The sequence below is a fragment of the Acaryochloris marina MBIC11017 genome (genome assembly GCF_000018105.1).
Taxonomy (GTDB): Bacteria; Cyanobacteriota; Cyanobacteriia; order Thermosynechococcales; family Thermosynechococcaceae; genus Acaryochloris; species Acaryochloris marina.
This window is the reverse complement of record NC_009925.1, coordinates 4332035-4353641: the sequence shown is the minus strand read 5'-3', so window position 1 is coordinate 4353641 and position 21607 is coordinate 4332035. Positions and strand designations below refer to the sequence as shown.

General features: G+C 48.5%; 17 protein-coding genes. 5 read left to right on the top strand and 12 right to left on the bottom strand.

Features of this window, described 5'->3' with window-relative positions; translation table 11 throughout:
* Positions 1-109: 109 nt before the first annotated feature.
* The gene (locus AM1_RS19590) at positions 110-475 is read right to left on the bottom strand and encodes a hypothetical protein (protein ID WP_012164631.1); all 366 of its coding nucleotides are present in this window, start codon (positions 473-475) and stop codon (positions 110-112) included.
* Between the two features lie 242 nt (positions 476-717).
* Here AM1_RS19590 and AM1_RS19585 point away from each other — a divergent pair, with 242 nt between their 5' ends.
* Entirely contained in the window at positions 718-2007 is a 1290-nt protein-coding gene (locus AM1_RS19585; protein WP_012164630.1) for an ABC transporter substrate-binding protein, read from the top strand.
* A gap of 3 nt (positions 2008-2010) precedes the next feature.
* Here the strand turns inward: AM1_RS19585 and AM1_RS19580 are convergent, their stop codons facing one another.
* From AM1_RS19580 to AM1_RS19535, 9 genes are all read right to left on the bottom strand, one after another.
* A complete protein-coding gene (locus tag AM1_RS19580) occupies positions 2011-3492 on the bottom strand; it encodes a GTP-binding protein (RefSeq protein WP_012164629.1) in 1482 nt (493 codons plus the stop codon).
* Between the two features lie 173 nt (positions 3493-3665).
* A complete protein-coding gene (locus AM1_RS19575) occupies positions 3666-5087 on the bottom strand; it encodes a serine/threonine protein kinase (RefSeq protein ID WP_012164628.1) in 1422 nt (473 codons plus the stop codon).
* A gap of 92 nt (positions 5088-5179) precedes the next feature.
* The gene (locus tag AM1_RS19570) at positions 5180-6544 is read right to left on the bottom strand and encodes a serine/threonine protein kinase (RefSeq protein WP_012164627.1); all 1365 of its coding nucleotides are present in this window, start codon (positions 6542-6544) and stop codon (positions 5180-5182) included.
* 95 nt (positions 6545-6639) lie between these two features.
* Positions 6640-7989, bottom strand: a complete 1350-nt coding sequence (locus AM1_RS19565) for a serine/threonine protein kinase (RefSeq protein WP_238549018.1) — start codon at positions 7987-7989, stop codon at positions 6640-6642.
* 116 nt (positions 7990-8105) lie between these two features.
* Positions 8106-9482 carry a serine/threonine protein kinase gene (locus AM1_RS19560; protein WP_041660026.1) on the bottom strand — a complete coding sequence of 459 codons (1377 nt, stop codon included), beginning with the start codon at positions 9480-9482 and terminating at the stop codon, positions 8106-8108.
* Between the two features lie 90 nt (positions 9483-9572).
* Complete coding sequence (locus tag AM1_RS19555) at positions 9573-10952, bottom strand: serine/threonine protein kinase (RefSeq protein ID WP_041660025.1); 1380 nt, start codon at positions 10950-10952, stop codon at positions 9573-9575.
* 94 nt (positions 10953-11046) lie between these two features.
* Positions 11047-12429, bottom strand: a complete 1383-nt coding sequence (locus AM1_RS19550) for a serine/threonine protein kinase (RefSeq protein WP_012164623.1) — start codon at positions 12427-12429, stop codon at positions 11047-11049.
* 952 nt (positions 12430-13381) lie between these two features.
* Entirely contained in the window at positions 13382-13588 is a 207-nt protein-coding gene (locus AM1_RS19540; RefSeq protein ID WP_012164621.1) for a type II toxin-antitoxin system HicB family antitoxin, read from the bottom strand.
* Between the two features lie 35 nt (positions 13589-13623).
* Positions 13624-13848 (bottom strand): type II toxin-antitoxin system HicA family toxin, encoded by a 225-nt coding sequence (locus AM1_RS19535; RefSeq protein WP_012164620.1) that lies wholly within the window; start codon positions 13846-13848, stop codon positions 13624-13626.
* 351 nt (positions 13849-14199) lie between these two features.
* Between AM1_RS19535 and pheT the strand changes: the two genes are divergently transcribed.
* Complete coding sequence (gene pheT, locus AM1_RS19530) at positions 14200-16641, top strand: phenylalanine--tRNA ligase subunit beta (RefSeq protein WP_012164619.1); 2442 nt, start codon at positions 14200-14202, stop codon at positions 16639-16641.
* On the opposite strand, the gene AM1_RS19525 is transcribed toward pheT, so the two are convergent.
* The gene (locus AM1_RS19525; RefSeq protein WP_041660024.1) at positions 16638-17954 is read right to left on the bottom strand and encodes a diguanylate cyclase domain-containing protein; all 1317 of its coding nucleotides are present in this window, start codon (positions 17952-17954) and stop codon (positions 16638-16640) included. The genes pheT and AM1_RS19525 overlap by 4 nt on opposite strands.
* A gap of 464 nt (positions 17955-18418) precedes the next feature.
* Between AM1_RS19525 and AM1_RS19520 the strand changes: the two genes are divergently transcribed.
* Both AM1_RS19520 and AM1_RS19515 read left to right on the top strand, forming a co-directional pair.
* Positions 18419-19228 (top strand): class I SAM-dependent methyltransferase, encoded by an 810-nt coding sequence (locus AM1_RS19520; protein WP_012164617.1) that lies wholly within the window; start codon positions 18419-18421, stop codon positions 19226-19228.
* A 120-nt stretch (positions 19229-19348) separates the two neighbouring features.
* Entirely contained in the window at positions 19349-20638 is a 1290-nt protein-coding gene (locus tag AM1_RS19515) for a hypothetical protein (protein ID WP_012164616.1), read from the top strand.
* Here AM1_RS19515 and AM1_RS41115 read toward each other — a convergent pair.
* A complete protein-coding gene (locus tag AM1_RS41115) occupies positions 20552-21016 on the bottom strand; it encodes a hypothetical protein (protein ID WP_148215781.1) in 465 nt (154 codons plus the stop codon). The genes AM1_RS19515 and AM1_RS41115 overlap by 87 nt on opposite strands.
* Positions 21017-21129: 113 nt before the next feature.
* Between AM1_RS41115 and AM1_RS19510 the strand changes: the two genes are divergently transcribed.
* Positions 21130-21507: a VOC family protein gene (locus AM1_RS19510; RefSeq protein WP_012164615.1), complete on the top strand. Its 378-nt coding sequence runs from the start codon at positions 21130-21132 to the stop codon at positions 21505-21507.
* Positions 21508-21607 lie beyond the last annotated feature (100 nt).

Here is a 21607-nt window from a genome sequence, read left to right as displayed (position 1 = left end):
TACTCAAAGCCTAGAGATAGTTATCTAACTTTGTGAAGAAAACGTGAATAACATTTCCAGACCACCAGAATGCCAATTCATTAGCTTTGCTCTGATGATTCAGGAGTGCTTACTTAACACCGGGGGGGGAGTTCACCTTCAGCAAGTGGCAGCCAGGGCGAACCGACATCGCGACCACAGCAGAACCATTAGGGCCACAGGTGACTAACTTAGCGCCATCTTCTGCACCACCAATATTGGCATCTGGTTCAGCGCCTTCAGTGGGTGAAGCGCTCTCTGGTGTGATGCTTTCTTCGGGGGGCGCAGCTTCGGTTTCTACAGGGGGAGCTGCCTCGGGGGGCGCATCTGGTGTCATCGAACCATCAGGAGTAGGAGTGATGGGCATCGAATCCGATTCAGATTGAGCCAGGGTCGAGGCTGTCGGTAGCAGCAAACACAGGCCCAGACTCATAGCGGCAAGCGCTTTTATTTTCATGCTGATCCTCCGGGGGATATCCCAAATCAAAACTGTGTATTACGATACAAACCCCCAGTGAAAATATGGTGAATGGTCGCAATTTGGGGCCATGCGGGTCTCCAAGCGCCTCTCGTCAAGCTAGGGCAAATTAAAGCTTTGTAGCAGGACTAGGAGAAGCGGAAGTGAGTCGACTAAGCTGGTGATTGAATTTTCTGGTCTCATCAACTCATGGTTGATATTCGGTGCTCGGGAGGTTGGTCATGCTTCGTCAACGTTTAGTTTCAGGGGCAGCTTTAGGGCTTTGTTGTGCTGCCATCTCAGGATGTCAATTATCCGCCCCTGACTCGACCGGAGACGGCCTCAAACTAGGCACGCTATTGCCGATTACCGGCGACTTGGCGCAATATGGCACACCGATGCAAGAAACGGCCAACTTGTTAATCAAAACCGTGAATGCCTGTGATGGAGTGTTGGGGAAACCGGTCACCCTTATCAGTGCGGATACTCAAACGGATCCCGCCCAAGGCACCCAAGCCATGACTAAACTCGTTGAGGCTGATCAGGTCGTGGGAGTGGTGGGAGCAGCCTCTAGTGCATCATCTAGCGCGGCACTTCCCATTGCAGTTCGGGGTCAAGTTGTCCAAATCTCTCCGGCCAGTACCAGTCCTGTGTTTACTGAACGGGCCGAAAAAGGCGAATTTGAAGGCTTTTGGGCCCGAACGGCACCGCCTGACACCTTTCAGAGTCAGGCCCTCGCCCAATTGGCCAAGCAGAAAGGGTACAAGTCTGTCGCTATTTTGGCCATCAATAATGACTATGGCAATGGCTTAGTGTCTGCCTTTATCCCCGCATTTAAAGCGATGGGAGGGACGGTGGTCAATGAAACTCGGCCCACCTTCTATGATCCGAATACCTCCACCTTTGATACAGAAGTGAATCAGGTGTTTAAGGGCCAACCCGATGCAGTACTACTGGTTTCCTATCCAGAAACGGGCAGTTTAATCCTCAAATCTGCTCAAGAACTCGGGTTCTTAGATGGAAACACGGCATTAATCACCACTGATGGCATGAAAGAGACCAGTCTTGCCGATTTAGTGGGTAAAAATGCCCAAGGGGAATATTTAGTGTCCGGGATGCTGGGGACGGCTCCCAGTGCGGGTGGCCCTGCCTTAGTAGCCTTTCAAAAACGGTATCAAGACGCGTTTCAGCGAGAGCCCAGTGTCTTTGACCCTAATACTTGGGATGCGACGGCCCTTCTAGTTCTGGCTGCCGAGGCCGCCAAGGAGCCCACCGGTACTGGCATCCGAGAACAGCTACAAGCAGTCGCCAATGCCCCGGGCGAAGAAGTGACGGATGTCTGTGAAGCTTTAGCCTTATTACGGGAAGGGAAAACCATCAACTATCAGGGGGCCAGCGGCACCGTTGATCTAAACCCTCAAGGCGACGTCACGGGAAGCTATGACATTTGGAGCATTGATGACCAGGGCAAACTTCAAGTTAATGACACCATCGAAATTACAGGAGCAGACGCGGCCACTCCTCCAGAATAGGGGTTAGCCCTCTTCCACCATAGATGTGCTGTCATCAGCAATATCTAGTTTTTCCTGCAGCTCGGTTTTGATCCGGTTCAAAATAGTGGCCTGATCGAGGGAAGAGAGAATCTCATTAACCACGGTTTTTGGCCCATTGGGTCCCCAGGAGGCCCCATTGACGAGGTACCGTTTGGTAACTTCACCAATGCCATAGGAAGAAACCCCCGCCACAGCTGCTTGAGAAACGGCCACAGAAACGTAGGGCAACAGGGAGGCTCCCCCGGTTGCTGGAGCCGCTAAGCTTAAGAGTCCTTTGAGGGAACTTAGCCCTAGAGTGGTTAATAGTTCCGTAGCACCAACGCCGCCCATTGTTAAGGCAATTTTGCGTAGTAAATCGACGGCTCCTTTTTGGGTCATGGAAATGCCATAAAGCTTTGAAAGGGTCAGAATCATGGCGATGTCGATGGCGGCACTGCTGAGCACATCCACAACGGTAACGGGATTAAGGGCAATGGCGACCGCTTTGGCCATGACGCCGCGCCAAATAATCTGATTCGCACTGCGATCGCGGATCCGCATCTTCCGCTCAATCAGCTGCTCGTTAATATCATCGGCATAGAGCATGGTATTCAGGGCCACCAGTGACTTACCTTCTCGCTCCAGCACTTCTAGGATTTTCAACTTTAGATCCTGGACTTGGGGGGGGCCGGGCACCAGTTCTGCCCCCAAGCGCCCATCAGGATATTGGATGGCTTGGGCCACCAGGGGGGCTGCCGAGGCCATGACAATCTCATCGGCAGACAGCAGCTCTCGCACTCGCTCATCTCGAATTTTTTCGTAAATGGCGTTGCGATCTGCTTCGGGATATTGGTCGACTTTGTTGAACACTAGCAGAATCGGTTTACTGGCCTGCCGCAACTCCGATAGAGCCTCAAACTCGACTTTGGTCATATCCCCCGCAATCACAAATAAAATCAAATCGGCCTGCTGGGCAATTTGGCGGGCCAGCCGCTCTCGCACCTCACCATCGACTTCATCAATCCCAGGGGTGTCTATCAGCTCAATCCGGGATTGCCCCACCCCTTGCAAAGAGACGCGAATGGCCTCTTCGCCAGAGTCTTGATCCACAAACCAGCTGGCCTGCTGGCTCTGTTGCGTCACCCCATGCACCGGCCCGGTGGCAAACACGGCCTGTCCCAACAAGGCATTGAGGAGGGAAGATTTGCCTCGACTGACCATGCCAAACACAGCGATATGAACCACCTGTTTTTCTAGCTTGTCGAGCATGGATTGCAGGGAATTGATTTCGGTTTCTAGTCCCGCTCGCTCTCGGGGAGAGAGATCCAGCTTATCCACCAAGGTCTCTAGAGCAGAATGGGCTTGCTGATACCCCAATTCTGCCTGCATTTGCTCAAAGTCCTGAATGGTCTGATCCAGTTCAGCTTCTAAGGTCTCTGGATCAGAATGTTCAAAGGCATAAGGGTTAGGGAAACCGGAGTTCATAGGGAATGACTGGAGAATACCGCTCCTCGCGAGATCTCTAGGGTAGCGCTATCAGGGAGATCTATATCAGTCAGACGCCTGAACCCTTTAATTCAGGTTGCACAGATAGCGCTGAGCTTCTGACATCTTGGATTTTTGAGCAGGTCACGCTACACCTGAAGCCGCTGAGCCTTTTAGACGGTCTGTTTCTGGCGTGGCTGACACCATAAAAAATCACTAATTTCCCGAACGAGCCATTCTTTTTCTGGCAGGCTAAGCAGAGTACCAAATTTATGGAGTTTGTCTCCTTCAATCAGGGTGCAGGCGGCAACGGGTCGGTCATTACTTTTATAGGCCGTCGTTAGTTTAACCCCATCCAATGCTGCTGTGCTGCCCGATATTTGATGTCGCAGCCCCAAGCGCTGAATTTGCCAACACAGTTGAAAGGTTTGAGAGTTGATCTGTAACTGGATACTCCCGGCAATACCGAACAAGACCGCTATCAACAGCCCTGATCCTGAAATCAGTAGGGGTAGAATCGCGACAAACGCAAACAGAGGAGGGACTTGACCGTTGAATAGACTGGTGGCAACACTGGCTGCGATCGCAAAGGCAATCCCTTCACAGAACAAGGCAAACAGGCCAATCCCTAGAATTTTGCCCCGCAACCCACTCGGAGGAATATCAACGGTCAGTTGAGACGATGTTTTTTGAAGCCGCACCTTACTGCCTTTGGGCTGTTGCCGCAATGCCTCTACTTTCCGTTGGGATAAGGATTTGGGACGAACCGGCTTGGCAGAGGGCCGAGTTAACGCTGCCAATGCATCCCATGCCTCCTGAGCCGAACTCAAGCGATCTTCCACAGCAGGTTCGAGCAGACAATCCAGCCAATCGGCGAACCCTGGCTGGAGTTGAACGGCTTGGCGAAAATCGATCTTGAGCCGCTGTTGGGGCAAATCAACAGGAGAACAATGGGTCAGGAGAAAGAGAAGCGTCGCCCCTAAAGAATAGAGATCCGTCGCCGGGACTGCTTGACCCTGGAAATGCTCGGGAGCCATATAGCCATAGGTACCAACAACGGTACTGCCCGCCGTATTGCGATAGATATTTTGGACTGCTCCAAAATCCACCAAATAAATTTGACCATCTTCGCTACGGATAATATTCTGGGGCTTGATATCCCGATGAATAATGGGTGGACTCAATGCATGGAGATATTGAAGAATGCCTAAAATCTGCACTGCCAATTGACGCACTTCAGCCGGGCTGGCCCGCCAGCCCTCCTTAACCCAGTCTGACAGGGATTGACCGGACGCTAATTCTTGGACAATATAAAACCATCGGTCTTGGTCAGTATCCGCTTGAAAGTAGTCAATGTAGTGAGGAATTGCTGGATGATCGAGCTGGGATAAGACCTGGGCTTCTCGTTCAAACAGTTCAAGCTGTTTCCAGTCCTGAATATCTCTAAGGGACAAAGCCTTAAGGGCATACAGCTGACGAGTCTGAATATCTTCAACTGCGAAGGTCATGCCACTGCTTCCTTGCCCCAACACGGATTGCACTAAATACCGTTCAGCAATGAGGTCGCCAATCTGGTGTGAGGTCCGCTGAAGCATGAGCTGCCTTATAGGTAATGGGCTGTCTTTATTGTGGCTTGCCCCACAAGAGCGGTGGGTGATCTAGCACAACCCGCTGGGCCGAGCCAGGATTATTCTGGCCTCAAAAAATGACCAATGACCTCCACTAACCAAGCCTGCTCAGAAGGGCTTAGATGTGTTCCAAAACTATATTGATGATCTGTAGTGAATAGGGTGCAGTATTTGACTTTACTCTTAGGAGACGTGGTTAACTTAATCCCGATCAAGTCTACAGTGCGCCCTCTGCGAGAGTATTGTAGACCAGGTATATGAACCCGCCAGGATAACCGAAAAGCCTGAGGAGCGATTTTGAGATGCGTATGGCCCCCAATGGCAAACACCACAGAGTTCAGCATTCCAATCCCAATCATGCCGCCGAGACAGGCCGCAACTCCAAATATTAGTGGGGGCATGGCCGCTTTAAAGGCCCATAAAAATACAACGAGGACACAGACATTAACCCAAAGTTGTAGACACTCCTGTTTCAACGTTTCCCAATGCCAACCGACGGGGGGAATATGAACAGTCAGTGTAGTCTGCGTTTTGTGTAATTGGATATTGCTGCCCACTGGCTGAATCGGGGCAGATCTATCTTTTTGAGGTAAAGAAGATTGTCGTGGGATGCCTGGTTGTCTTAGGGCTGCGATCGCATTCCGGGCCGAAACAAACCGATCTTCCACCGCAGGTTCGATGAGATGATCCAGCCAATTGGCAAAAGCAGGGTCGAGCCTTACGACTGAGCGAAAGTCAATTTTCAGACGTTTCCGGGGCAATTCAGCAGGAGAGCAATGGGTGAGCAGCGCCAGTAGCGTTGCTCCCAAAGAATAGAGATCCGTCGCAGGGACAGCCTTACCTTGGAAATGTTCAGGAGCCATATACCCATAAGTGCCTACAACCGTACTGCCCATCATCGTGTTGTAGTAGACATTTTGCACTGCTCCAAAATCGACTAAATAGAACTGGCCGTCGCCATTACGGATAATATTTTGCGGTTTAATATCCCGATGAATAATCGGTGGGTGTAATTCATGAAGATATTGCAATGTCTCTAAAATTTTCAAAGCGAGTTGACGGACCTCCGCCTGACTCGCTCGCCATCCATCCTCCACCAGACAGGCAAGAGATTTACCTGGTGCTAATTCTTGAACAATATAAAAACACCGATCTTCTGCAGTATCCGTTTGGAAATAGTCGATGTAATGGGGAATTGATGGGTGATCGAGTTGCGAGAGAACGTTCGCTTCTCGCTCAAACAGTTCTAACTGCTTCCAATCTTGAATTCCCTTGAGGGACAAAGCTTTAAGGGCATACTGCTGATGAGTCTGAACATCCTCCACAGCAAAGGTGATACCAGTGCTACCTTGCCCCAAAACGGATCGCACACGATACCGTTCAGCGATAAGGTCGCCAATCTGGTGTGAAATTTGCGTGATCATGAAGCGCTAGGGTAACAACGCAATGCTTCCATTGTGTCTTGCCCCAAATAATAAGTTGGTGATCTGGCGCAATCAGTCCTTTTCAAGCAAATTGGTCAGCGGTTTCGCAATCTCAAAAAGTCACTAATTTCTTCCATGAGCCATGCTTGTTCACTAGGGCTCAGCATGGTCCCAAATTTATGTTTTTTAGAACCTTCCAAGAGAGTGCACCCCTGCACAGGGCGATCATTAATGTTGTAGGCATCCGTTCGTTTTACTTGTTTGATCTCCAACGTGCGTCCACTACGACGATATCGAAGCCCTAAAGACTTGATTTGCCAGACTAATTCAAAGGTTAGAGGATTAATTTCTAGATGGGTACTGCTAGCTATCCCACAGAGGGTCAGACCAACTAAAATACTCCCCATAATCCAAAATGGAATGAAAAAAGGGAGAATGGCAAAATTACCCACTGCAAAACACGCGAAAGTCCCAGCTAAAACACCCCCATTCCAAAACACCACAAAGCAACCCATCCCTAACGTTTGTACTCGCAAACCAGTGGGAGGAATATCAACAATTAGCTGAGTCTCTGTCCGTTTCAAGGTAACCTTACTACCCCTCGGTTGCCGACGTGGAGTCCGAGAGCGAGGCTTGGCAGGTGGCTTCACTCGTCGGGGTGGAGCAGTAAGCCCATCCATCGCATCCCGGGCCGAAACAAACCGATCTTCTAGAGCAGGCTCCAACATTTGATCCAGCCAATCCGCAAAAGCAGGTTCAAGATGAACGACGGAGCGAAAGTCAATTTTTAGACGTTTTTGAGGTAAATCAGCGGGAGAACAATGAGTGAGCAAGAATAGCAGCGTTGCCCCCAGAGAATAGAGGTCGGTCGCAGGCACTGCCTTTCCTTGAAAATGCTCTGGAGCCATATAGCCATAGGTGCCCACCACCGTACTGCCCACCATCGTGTTGTGATAGACGTTTTGTACAGCACCAAAGTCCACCAAGTAAATCTGGCCGTCGCCATTACGGATAATATTTTGCGGCTTAATATCTCGATGAATAATCGGTGGGGTCAGCTCATGTAAATATTTCAGAATGTCCAGAATCTGCAAAGCTAATTGACGCACTTCAGTCTGGTTTGCCCGCCATCCTTGCTGCACAAGTTCTGCGAGGGAGTGGCCAGGAACTAATTCTTGAACAATATAAAACCACCGATTGCCTGCGGTATCAGCTTGAAAGTAATCAATGTAATTGGGAATGGCCGGATGATCCAGCTGTGATAGCGTCTTGGCTTCTCGTTCAAACAGTTCTAGCTGTTTCCAATCCTGAATCCCTTTGAGAGACAAGACTTTAAGGGCATAAGACTGGTGAGTATGAACATCCTCCACGGCAAAGGTGATACCAGCACCACCTTGCCCTAAAACGGATCGCACACGATACCTTTCAGCGATAAGGTCACCCATCGGATGTGAAATCTTCATGCTCATGAAGCGCTACATTAGAAACGCAATTCTGCTGTGTCTTGTACCTTGGCATAGATGGAGAATCTAGAGCAATCAGCCGTTCTCCAGTCCATCGTTCAGTTCTGTTGAGATATCAAAAAATCACCTATTTCTTTCACTAACCAGTTCTTTTCGCTAGAGCTAAGCTGCATTCCAAAATTATATTGATTACCTTTAGTGATAAGAGCGCAGTATTTGGCCTTACTTCTTGAGGTCGTTATACACTTAACTCTTATCAAATCTGCAGTGCGCCCTCCACGAACATACTTAAGACCTGGGAACTTTAACCTCCAGAGCAAACGAAAATGCTTTGGATCAATCTTGAGATGAGTATGTCCAACAATATCAAACAACACAGAAGCCATCATTCCAACCCAAATCATCCCGCTAATAATGGATACACCCCCTAAAACAAGCGGGGGCATAATATGTTCAAGTAGCATTAACAAGATAATTAGCATTAACAAATCAAACCAAAGCTTCAAACACTTTTGTTGAACAGATTTCCAGGGCAAGCCAACTGGTGGGATATGAATGGTCACCGAAGTTTTCGTCTTATACAAATTAATTTTGCTGCCAGGTGGCTGCTGAATGGTTTGTGCTACATCACCAGCAAGAGAGCGACTGACTGTTGGCTGTAATAGAACTGAGATGGCGTCCTGAGCTGAGCAGAAACGATCCTCGACCACTGGCTCCAGCATAAGATCAAGCCAATCGGCAAAGGCAGGGTCAAGCTTTACAACTGAGCCAAAATCAATTTTCAGACGTTTTCGAGGTAAATCAGCAGGAGAGCAATGGGTGAGTAAAAACAGCAACGTTGCCCCCAGAGAATAAAGGTCGGTCGCAGGGATAGCCTTCCCTTGGAAATGTTCAGGCGCCATGTAACCATAAGTACCCACCACTGTGCTACCCATCATCGTGCTGTGATAGACATTTTGCACAGCACCAAAATCAACTAGATATATCTGGCCATCATCATTTCGAATGATATTTTGGGGTTTAATGTCTCGATGAATGATCGGGGGTGTTAACGCGTGCAGGTACTTCAAAACTTCCAAAACCTGCAAGGCTATCTGTTTTACTTCTACTTGGGTGGCTTGCCAGCCTTGACCAACTAATTCTGCCAGAGATTTACCTGACGCTAGCTCTTGAACAATATAGTAATAACGATCTCCTTCAGTATCGGTTTGAAAATAATCAATGTAATTGGGAATAGCTGGATGTTCCAGTTGAGATAAGACTTGTGCCTCTCGCTCAAATAATTCCAATTGCTTCCAATTGGTCATGCCCTTTAAAGACATTTGCTTGATAGCGAATTGTTGGTGAGTATCAATATCTTCAGCTGTGTAAGTTACTCCAAATCCACCTTGACCCAGCACAGATATTAAGCGATATCGTTCTGCAACTAAATCTCCAGCTTGGTGAGGTAGGTTCTCAAACACGAAATAGGTCATCAAAGAAGTGCCCTATCATTCTGGCTTACTCCTAACCTTCACCTTCGCCCGTTCAAAATCATGCTAACTCTGTTTGCATGATTTCCTAATTTATTGTTGCCGTGACGTTAAAAAGTCACCAATTTCCGCAACTAGCCATACTTTTTCACGAGGACTGAGCATAATGCCAAATATGTGTGCGTTAGCACCTTCTAGCAAAGTGCAGCCTTTAACAGGGCGATTATTTCTGGTATGGGTCGTTGTCAGCTTAATACCATCGATGTCAGCTGTTCGACCACTACGACGATATCGAAGTCTGAATGTCGCCACTTGCCAGACCAATTCAAAGGTTTGGGGACTAATTTCTAGACGTTCGCATCCTGCCATCCCATAGAGTGCAGCTCCGGCCATCACAATACCCATAAGTCCAAACGGGATAGACAATAAGGGAATAATGAAAGAACCACCAACAGCCACGGCACCTAAAGTCCAAAGAAGAATTAGCCCATTCCAAAATAGGGCAAAACAGCCCAATCCAACGGTTTCAAACTTTAAACCTGCAGGGGGGATTTCAAGTACAAGGTGGGTTCTTGTTCTTTTTAACTTGACCCTGCTCCCCATTGGTTGCCGAGGAGGAGCGATGGCTTTGGGTGGGGCAATTGATAAGGGAGAAACGCGTCGTAGAACTGGAAGAACGTCAATCGCTGCTTGAGCAGAGTCTAAGCGATCTTCTATAGCAGGCTCTAGCATCAGGTCGAGCCAATCAGCAAACTGAGGTTCAAGTTGGACAGTAGAGCGAAAATCAATCTTCAACCTTTTTTGAGGTAAATCGGTAGGGGAACAATGGGTGAGCAAAAATAACAGCGTTGCCCCTAGAGAATATAAGTCGGTGGCAGGCACAACTTTCCCTTGAGAATGTTCAGGAGCCATGTAACCATAAGTGCCCACCACCGTACTGCCCATCATCGTGCTTTGATAGACATTTTGCACAGCACCAAAGTCCACTAAGTAAATCTGACCTTTGTCACTGCGGATAATGTTTTGCGGTTTAATGTCCCGATGAATAATCGGTGGTGTTAGTTCATGTAGATATTTCAGGATATCCAGAATTTGAAATGCCAAACAACGCACTTTTTCTTGGCTAGGGTTCCATCCATCTTTCACCCAATCTGCGAGAGATTTGCCTGGTGCCAGTTCTTGAACAATATTAAACCACCGATCCGCTTCAATATCGATTTGGAAGTAGTCAATGTAGTTCGGAATCGCTGGATGATTCAGTTGAGATAGAACTTTAGCTTCTCGCTCAAACAGTTCTAACTGTTTCCACTCTTGGATTCCTTTAAGAGACAATGCTTTGAGTGCATAATGCTGGTAATTGTAAACATTTTTCACAGCAAAGGTTATACCCGTACCACCCTGTCCCAAGATGGATTGCACGCGATACCTTCCAGCAATCAGATCTCCAATTTGGTGAGACATCGGCTCAAGCATGGAGTTACTTGTCCTAAACGAGATATCTCCATTGTGTCTTACCTTGATTGAGAGAATAGTGGCCTGGGTCGGTTAGCAGTTCCTAAGCAACAGCTCAGTGTTGCTGTGACATTAAAAAATCACCAATTTCATCCACTAACCATCCTTTTTCACTAGGGCTGAGCATGGTACCAAATCGATGGGTGTTAACGCCTTCCAATAGGGTACAGCCCTTAACCGGGCGATCATTACTGGTATAGGCAACCGTGAGCTTAATGCCTTCAATATCTTCTGTGCGTCCACTGCGACGATATCGGAATCCTAAAGACTTGACTTGCCAAACTAACTCAAAGGTTTGCGGATTAATTTCTAGGTGCGTTCGTCCAGCCATCCCAAAGATGGCCGCTCCCGCCATACCAAGACCAACAATCCAAAACGGAATGGAAAATAAGGGAAAGATAAAAGGAGCGCCAGCCGCAAGCGCACCCGCAGTCCACACAAAAATAAACCCATTCCAAAACACAGCAAAACAGCCAATCCCCAAAGTTTCTCCCCGTAAGCCAATGGGGGGAATGTCAATGTTTAGATGGGTCCTTGTGCGTTGTAGATTTACCTTACTGCCCATCGGTTTTCGCTGCAGGGCTTTGGCTTTGGGTGGGGTAATAGATGTAGACTGCGCCCGTCGTGGCGGTGCTTTAAGCGCGTCAATCGCGTCTTGGGCCGAGGCCAACCGATCCTCCACGGCAGGTTCCAGCAGTTGATCGAGCCAGTCCGCAAAGTCTGGCTTGAGCTGCACCGCAGCACGAAAATCTATCTTGAGTCGCTTTTGCGGCAAGTCAGCAGGGGAACAGTGGGTGAGCAAAAACAGCAGCGTTGCTCCGAGAGAGTACAAGTCGGTGGCGGGAACCGCTTTCCCCCGGAAATGCTCAGGGGCCATATAGCCGTAGGTCCCCACCACTGTACTGCCCACCATCGTGTTGTGATAGACATTTTGGACAGCACCGAAGTCCACCAGGTAAATCTGACCCTCTTCACTGCGGATAATATTTTGTGGCTTAATATCCCGATGAATAATCGGTGGGGTTAGCTCATGTAAGTATTTCAGAATGTCCAGAATTTGTAAGGCTAACTGACGCACTTCAGCTTGGCTAGCCCGCCATCCTTCTTTCACCAAGTCGGCTAGGGACTGACCGGGGGCTAATTCCTGAACGATATAGAACCACCGATCTTCTTCAGTATCGGTTTGAAAGTAGTCGATATAGTTGGGGATGGCTGGATGATTGAGTTGAGACAAAACCTTGGCTTCGCGTTCAAACAGTTCTAGCTGTTTCCAATCCCCCATGCCCTTTAGGGATAGTTCTTTGAGGGCAAACTCCTGTTGGGTATAAATATCTTCTGCGGCATAGGTAATGCCAGCCCCTCCTTTACCGAGTACAGAAAGGAGGCGGTATCGCTCCGCGATAAGATCTCCGGCCTGGCGATGGGATTGCTCAAACATATCGTTGTTAGCTGACATAACCTCAGGCTTCCCGCATCGGTACTAGCTCTTGCAGAAATGGGACTTTAATATGATGAGTTGAATCAGCATCTATCGCTGATTTTTGCACCTATTAATTCTGCTTTTTGCACCTAAATAAATATGGGGCCTTTCCCAGCTCACCAGAGCTTATTCAGGAAAACTAAGATTCTTTAGATACAAAGAGCATTTGAGAAATAATACCCGCTTCAGATTTGCTCTCAAGAACTTGAAACGGCTCTGACGTTAACTGTTTCCTGACAAGGCGCTCTACTCTTTCTTCTTTTTCAAGTTTCCGTTAATGATTCTACGTACAACTCTGTCTTTAAAATTAGCGGCAAGATACACTTTGATTTCTCCCTGTACTAAATCTGGGTCTAGTTCGTCTGTCTTGTTGGAAATCACTTCGGGGTGGTGGTACCAATACACAATCTCCTCAAGTAGATTGGGACACACATTCTCGTCTTGCCTATAGAAAGTTCCACACACTTCACAAAATCTCTGTTCTTTTCTCACCGTAAAAGCTGTAAGTTCCCCCATCTTGAACACTAAGCAAGGGAAGTGCTCACTAATTTCGTGTGGAGAATGATTGTTGAAGTCTGTCAGCAAGACATCGAAGGTCCTGGAACATCGAGGACAGTTATACTCTGAGCCGTGTGGGGTATCTGTCCAAGCCTTAATTCGATGAGAACAATATGGACACTTTCCTACGAAATTAGACACTACAACTTTCTGTGGAATTGTATTGAAATAAAACGGATTATGTGGCTCGTCCAATAACAACCATTCGATCTCATATTTATGAGGGTGTCTGAGTTAAAGCAATGTCAACGCCCTGCCTTCAGCACTTGTTCAGCCGTTAGTCCCAAGTCTGGGATAGTTTAGTTTTGATTAGTTACAAGTACTTTGAACACTAAAATACCCAATCTAAAGATTACGCAACCTGTAGAACTTTTGGTAAAGGTAAGGGCCTCCCCATTTGCCCATAGGCGTAGATGAGATCCTCTAAAACTTCTCTGGCATTTTCCAAAGCTTCTTCATAGGTGTCACCGTGGGTTGATGCGAATCTTCCCCACTCTGGCAAGCTTGCAATATAAGACTGATCAGAATCAGACCACTGAATAAGAATGCTGTATTTCATTTATCTTCTTCACCTTGTAACCGTTCTACCGTCTTTCATTTATCTTCTTCACCTTGTAACCGTTCTACCGTCTTTAATGCTTCATCTACTCGCTTCTCTTGGTAGGGCTTTGCATCTCCACCATCCTTGCCAGACAAAACAACTGGCTTAGGCAAGAGTTCATGAATCCAGTAAGAGTGACTTCCTTTACCCCGCTTGGGCAGCAATACAAACCCTGCCTTTTGCAACAGCCGCTTCAAATCTTTGATCTTTTTGGGCATCTTTGCCCATTACCTCTTTACCCTGAAGATTGGGCTAATGATAATTTTCTTATTCTAGCTAAAGACTAGTCCATTCAAGTGGCTTCAGAACATCTGGCATAACACAGGCTCCATAGCCATCATTTGATGGTTATGGCAAATAACCATTTCATTGAAAAACAAGAATGTTTGCACTCTGTGATTCGATTACCGCACAATAGAGACTGTGACAAACGTCATGCTGATGGAATCCCTGCGATGTAGATTTCAATCAGCTTCTTTTTTTGCTCTGTAGTTGATCATCTCAGCCCGTACACTAGGCTGGACCTTGATTCGAACTATCTCACTCTTAATTCAACTAGCACCAAATTTATGCGTATCTCTCTCAATTGGCTTAAAAATCTAGTCGATATCGATCTGTCACCCGAAGATTTGGCAGAACAACTGACTCTGGCTGGGTTTGAGGTTGAGGATATTGAAGATTTGCGCACTTGGGCGGATGGCGTTGTGGTGGGGAAAGTGCTGACCTGTGAGTCCCATCCCAATGCCGATAAACTACGCGTTTGTACCGTTGATATTGGTGAAGCAGAGCCATCTCAAATTGTCTGTGGTGCCCCCAACGTCAAAGCCGGACTATATGTACCTGTCGCTACCTTAGGCACCTACTTACCCACACCGGACTTAAAAATCAAAAAAGCTAAACTCCGAGGTGTACCTTCTGCCGGAATGATTTGCTCCCTTACCGAGCTGGGCTTAGAAAGCGAGATTGATGGCATCCATAGCTTTGAAACGGATGGGGTAGCAGTTGGAAATGATGTCCGCCCCCTCTTAGGATTAGATGACGTCATCTTAGATCTGACCTCCACCGCGAACCGTGCCGATGCTCTCAGCATGGTCGGAGTGGCTCGTGAAGTCACGGCACTGACAGGGGCAAAGCTAAAACTTCCTGCTACCCCCAAATTGGAGATTCCCTCCGGCAAGGACGTCAAAGTGGACTTGTCTGACGCAGAAGCCTGCCCTGCCTATATCGCCACGGTACTAGAAAATGTCACCATCGCCCCTTCTCCAGGCTGGCTGCAGCAGCGACTAATCGCCGCTGGCACTCGCCCCATTAATAATGTGGTGGATATTACCAACTACATCCTGCTGGAATGGGGACAGCCCCTCCATGCCTTTGATGCTGATTCCTTGGAGACTTTAGCAAAGAAAAAGCCCCTGACCTTAGGCGTACGTCTCGCCAAATCTGGTGAAACCCTCACAACCCTGGATAGCCAAAAGCGCAAGCTGCAGGAACAAACCCTGGTGATTACCGCTAATGATCAGCCAGTGGCCTTAGGGGGCGTAATGGGAGGTGAGGAGACTGAAGTTAAAGACACGAGTACTCGCTTAGTCCTGGAAGCTGCGCTATTCAACTCTCTGACCATTCGACGCTCAGCCCGTAGTCAAAGCCTCCGCAGTGAAGCCTCGGCCCGCTACGAGCGTGGGGTCAATGAATCTCAATTAGAAACTGCTTGCCTGCATGCCTTGCAGCTGTTGGTGGATTTGACAGGGGCCAAGGTGGTTGCTCAACAGCGAGCCGACCATCGCAAGTCTTTGGAACGGTCGATTGAGCTGCGTTTGGATCGAGTGAATCATGTGTTGGGTAAAGTCAAAGGTAAGAAAGGTGAGCCAACAGACTTAACCGCCAAAGATATCCTGCCGATTTTAAAATCTCTCAGTTTTGACACGACCCCCACCAATCGGCCTGAGACCTGGACTGTCAAGGTGCCGCCCCATCGCCATAGCGATATTGAACGCGAAATCGACTTGGTAGAGGAAATTGCTCGACTGTATGGCTATGACAATTTCTGTGAGACTTTACCTGCTAAGACCGAGTTAGGCACCCTATCCAGTCAGGATGCTTTGGCCCGTAAACTCAGAGAAGCCTTCCGGGCAGTGGGGTTAACTGAGCTAATCCACTATTCCTGGGTCAAACCTGGGGGGGATGACCAAGTGGTCGTGGTGAATCCCTTATTGGTGGAGTTCTCTGCTCTGCGCACGGAAATGCTGACCAGCTTGCTGAATGCCTGTCAACGCAACTGGGAACAGGGGAATGGAGCGCTCAATGGCTTTGAAATCGGCCAAGTGTTCTGGAAAGAGGGCGAGAAACTAAAAGAGGCTCGGGCCATTGCAGGCATTCTGGGGGGCGACCCCGCCCAAGGCAAATGGATGCGCACCGCCAATCAAGACTATGCCATGACCTGGTTCGAAGCCAAGGGATTATTGGAGCGAGTCCTAAGCCAGTTGGGATTGTCAGTGACGTTTCAATCCGATTGTCCTGATCAGCGGCTCCATCCGGGATGCACGGCGGCCCTGATTTCTCAGGGAGCGAAGCTTGGCTATTTCGGCCAGATCCATCCTCAAGTGCAGCAGGAGCGAGACTTGCCGACGGTCTATGTCTTTGAGCTGAATTTAGACTTACTGCTAGAACAGCTCGCCCGCTTGCAGACGAAGGCAACGTTATTTTCTACCTATTCCACCTATCCAGCTGCTGATCGCGATTTGGCTTTCTTTATTCCTACGGAGGTAACTGTTGCCGAAATCGAAAAAGTGATTCGCAAGGCAGCAGGCGGTCGTAAGCAATCCCTGCTGACGGCCATTGAGCTGTTTGATGAATACCAAGGGGAACATGTGCCGGAAGGGCAGCGGAGTTTGGCGTTTCGATTGCTGTATCAGGCGTGCGATCGCACCCTCACGGACGAAGAGGTCAACCCCATCCACCAAAAGGTGCGTAACGCCCTAGAAAAGCAGTTCAAGGTGAGCCTCAGAAGCTAAGTCCGCCGACTTGCCACTATCTCAGGAAGTTTAACAATAATTTGATTGCGGCCATTGACCTTGGCCTCATACAGAGCTGCATCCGCAACCGCCACCAAGTGAGTGGGGTGATAAATAGGTTGGGGCACAGTGCTCGCAATCCCAATACTCAAAGTGACATGATCGGCCACCTCAGACTGCAAATGCTCAATTCGCAAATCAAGCATCGCCCGCTGGATTTTTTCCGCCACCAGACAGGCCTGCTTATGATCGGTATTGGGCATGATCACTGCAAACTCTTCGCCCCCATAACGAGTCGCTAAATCTCCCGTCCGCCTGACGTTGGCGTTGATGACACAAGCAATCTTTTGGAGACAGTGATCCCCTGCTTGATGACCATAGGCATCATTAAAGCGTTTGAAATAATCAGCATCACACATAATCAAAGCCAAAGGCTTCTGTTGGCGCTGCATACGTCGCCATTCTTGCTCCAATACCTGATCAAAACACCGCCGATTAGCCAGTTCAGTCAAGCCATCCAGATGGGCCAGTCGATTTAGGGCAGCGGTCTTTGCCTCAACCTTAGCCTGCAAAATTTGATTACTATTCTGTAAGTAGCTAATCACTAGGATCAGGCTGGTGACCGCCAGACAGCCAATCACAATCAATGTGGTCCAGATACTCTTTAACCCCTCTTGCGCCTGAGCCACAAAGGCATCAATGGGCTGAGTGATTTCTAGAACTCCTCGTACATCGCCCACCTGCCAATCGGTTTTAGGACTCCCTGGCCAAGTGTTATGACACTTGACACAGCTCGGTTCCATTTGGACGGCTTCGGCATAGCGAAACAAAAGGTGATCCTTCTCTTTCGCTTTTTGGTAGTAGAAGCCAGTCGGGTTTCGCTGTAAATACTTCAGCGCCTTCTGTTCAAATATATTTTGGGGTCCCCCTGACCCTTGGCGATTGGGAAAGGGGTAGTTACTAAACAAGCGAAAAGATAGACCACTTTCCGATTGGCTGACCCGTTCTCCCAACTCAATTGTGAAAGTCGCAGGCACTGGAACACCACCTGCCATTTGATGGTATTCAGGACTTGCCGTCACATTATCTACATCATCCAGGCGCCCCACCACAGACTGGCTATAAAGGAGCCAAGCTTCCTTAACCGTATTCACAGAAACCCGCGCATGTTGAAGTGCTTGGGCATCCACTAAATCTGCCGATAACTCAAAGGTGCCCGAGAGGGCAACCCCCGTACCCATACAAAGCAGCAGCACCAGGATCAGTGCTATCCGTTGATACAACCAAAGTGTTAGCTTTCGAAATCGCTGCAAATTAGACAAGCCCCCAAAAGTTCAGCCTGCAGAGATAGCAAAGACAAACCTCAGCTCAGTGATGACACCAAACTTTTCCGATTTACAGCAATCACACAAGGGAAAATAATGCAGAGTACAACCAATCGTTCACTGCTAGATTAAGCATCGTAGTCTTTAGCTGTTACTGACTACAAAATAGCGGGATAACACCCAGACTAGAGATCAAGCAGTCCTTCAATGGTTAGTTATAAAGCTCACCTGTTAATACCCATTAATTATAAAGACCGATTCGCCCAAATGGCCCGTCATACAGAGAAATTAGCGAATAAATATACCCCGTTCTTTCTGTCTAGAAATTAAAATATTTGAGACTCAAGATTTACTCCTGTCGAAAAAATTGAATCGCCATCGAGTTCACAGACAGGTTCAACATTGCCACGTTAGGCTATAGCAGTATCAGCACCGGATATTTTGGAGACCTCATGGCAGCGAAACCTAACGTTTTTTCTAACGTTCTCTCACCCTTTGCATGGCGATCTCGAATCTCTCGTCTCGCAACGGTATTAGCAGGGCTATGGGTTCTCGGTACTGTCCTATGGAGTCCGATTGGCATCAATGCGGAAGCCCTAGCAGGGGTAGGCTTTACAGATTCCGCCCTTTACCAAGAGAAATCAGGATATAGCCTAGATGGGATCGGCAAAGTCTACATGGGCAGAGAAATCGCCCAGGTTATGGGACATCAGGGGGCAGGATGGCTAGAGCGCTCGGGACGGGCTAGCAGTGAGCAACCTCGGCGATTGGTGGAAGCCCTCAACTTAAGCCCGACGGACGTCGTCGCTGATATTGGAGCGGGGACGGGGTATATGAGCTTTCGGATGACGCCCTTCCTACCTGAAGGAAAGGTTTTAGCGGTCGATATTCAGCCTGAGATGGTGGAAATCCTCAATTATTTCAAAGAAGAACGCCAGGTTGATAATTTAGACGCAATTTTAGGCAATGAACAGAGCCCTAACTTACCTGAGCAAAGTGTGGACTTGGTGTTGATGGTGGATGCTTACCACGAGTTTGAGTTTCCCAACGAAATGATGACGGGCATCGTTAAAGCTCTCAAGCCCGGTGGCAGAGTTGTTTTAGCCGAGTATCGGGCTGAGAACCCGCTGGTGATGATTAAACCCTTACACAAGATGACCCAAAAGCAGGTCCGCAAAGAGATGCTCAAAGTCGGATTGGTCTGGAAAGAAACCAAAAACCTATTGCCCCAGCAACATTTGATGTTTTTTGAAGCCGCTTAGGGACTTCGCTCAGGCAACCGTTATATCAGCCCATCTTGCCCCTGGATGTGATCCCAACCATGACGTTGGCCCAGAGACGTGCCAAGATGGTGCTGAGAGTCGGGCTTTGGAGTCTCCTGTATGCGTCTAAAAGTTCAGTGGCTATGGGTTGGGATTGGCATTGTGCTAGGGGCACAATCGGTTGCAGCTGAGTCTGCTATCGCCAATGGATCGGCCGTGCAGCAAACGGCTAATCCGGGCATCACCCAACTGAGAGCCCAAGGTCCTGCTGGACTGGAACGTTTTTTAAAGGACCATGCCCAGGCACTACAGTCCACCGCGCTGCCTGATCCACACCTAAGGACTCAACTGGATGCACTCTGTAAGCAGCGAGATTGTCACGCCTCTCAGCTGTATTGGCATACGGATTTAGCGAAGGCGCAAGCAGAAGCCCAAGCCAGCAATAAGCCCATTTTGTCTTTACGGTTATTGGGCAACTTAGATGAAGAGCTGAGCTGTGCCAATAGTCGATTCTTCCGAGTCGCCCTCTATCCCAATGCCGAGGTGTCTCAATATTTACGCGAACGGTATGTTTTGCACTGGGAGTCCGTGCGTCCTGCCCCCGTTATGACTATTGATTTTGGCGATGGTCGCCAGCTCAAGCGCACCGTCACGGGCAACAGTATCCACTATATTCTGGATGCTAAGGGCCGTCCCTTTGAGGCATTGCCTGGACTTTATGGCCCTCAAGCTTTTCTCCAGCATTTACAGCGAGCCGAGGCACTCTGGAAGCAAACGGCTAGCCTACAAGAAGGCGAATACCAACAAGCCCTGCAAACCTATCATCAGCAAAGACTAGAAGCCATTCAAACGAATTGGACTCAAGACTTACAAACGGCAGGGATCAAGGATGTTCCTGTACTGCAGGCACTACCTGATGCCACGAAGCCCAATGCAGTAGATGCTGCACCCATTGCGGTTACCAAATCCCTGGTGGAGATCCCCTTGGTGTCTTCGTCCATGAGTCTATCGACTTTGGCCAACCAAAACCGCGATCAACTCAACGAAGCCACCCAGCCTCAGACCTGGGGGAAATTAGCTGAATTTCAGGCAGATAGAGCGAGGCTAGATGAGAATAGCAAGTCCTTGATGCGAAGTAAGCATCGCGCTTACCATGCTCCTGAAACGCTGGCCAAAACCGTCAAAAGCTTTGAACAGGCTATGGCCATTGATACGGTCCGCAACGAGTACCTTCTCCATTCGCGCATCCACCAGTGGTTTGTAGAACGCAACCAAACCGGAACGATATATCAGCTGAATGAGAAGGTGTATGCCGACTTATTTCTAACGCCGAGTTCTGATCCCTGGTTGGGGTTGGTATCGCCGGATATCTACAGTGCTATTGAGGGGGATGGGATCGAGGTTCAGTAGAGGGTCTGCTTTAGAGGGCCTCAACATCATCAGGCCCTGCCAACAATAGCTCACGATAGCCAAGACGGTTTGTCTCATGCTGCGAGGATGGAAACCCGCCCAAGCATTGAAGCTCAAACACACCACGGCAATGGTGAACAGAATATAGGTAGGAGCCATAATCACGCCGATGATCAGCCAGGACAGATCGTGGAGCGCTAGCAGAACTGCCGCTAGGCTAGAGAAACCGATACTGGCGCGGATGGATCGAGGGGAATGATCTCGACTGACTTTATAAACCGTTAAGGCAGTAGACAGGATATTGATGGGGACTAGGGATGCACAAATGCCAACGCAGTTGCATCGGGAAAAGTCGAGAAGGGCGTTAAGACTTAGCATGTCCCCCGTTCTATCATGTTTAGGAGATCGATGCGGCGAATTGCAAGAGCTAGGCAATAATACTTAATCTGCTTTGATCCCCATTGTCCTAGATTCCAGTGAGGTCATTCCTGATGAGTGCGTCCCCAACTTTAGGTCCTATCCATCCCCTTGTCCCCGCTGGGGAAGATCTGGAACCTGCGATCGCATTTTACGAACAAAAACTCGGATTCAAGGTTATCCACCGAGAAGGAGATCCGCTCAGGTTGGCGATTGTCCAGCGAGATATGGCCGTGATCTATCTGTGCAAAAACAGCTACCAAAATTTGGGCAGTCCCACCAGCATCCGTATTCAGGTCAACGAGATTGACCAACTGTTTGCTGAATATGAAGCCAAAGACGACAGCATTGTCCAAGAAAAATTGGCACAAAAACCCTGGGGACCGAAAGAATTTGTGGTAACTGATCCTGTAGGCGGTTGCATAACGTTTTTTACGATGCCAGGTTCGTAAACTTTTTGACTCAGTTTCAAAACCCAAAATCTGGGCAAACCAAACCCTAATGCTCACAAGATGCCATTGGGAATCAGCATGATCACAGACGGCGATAAAC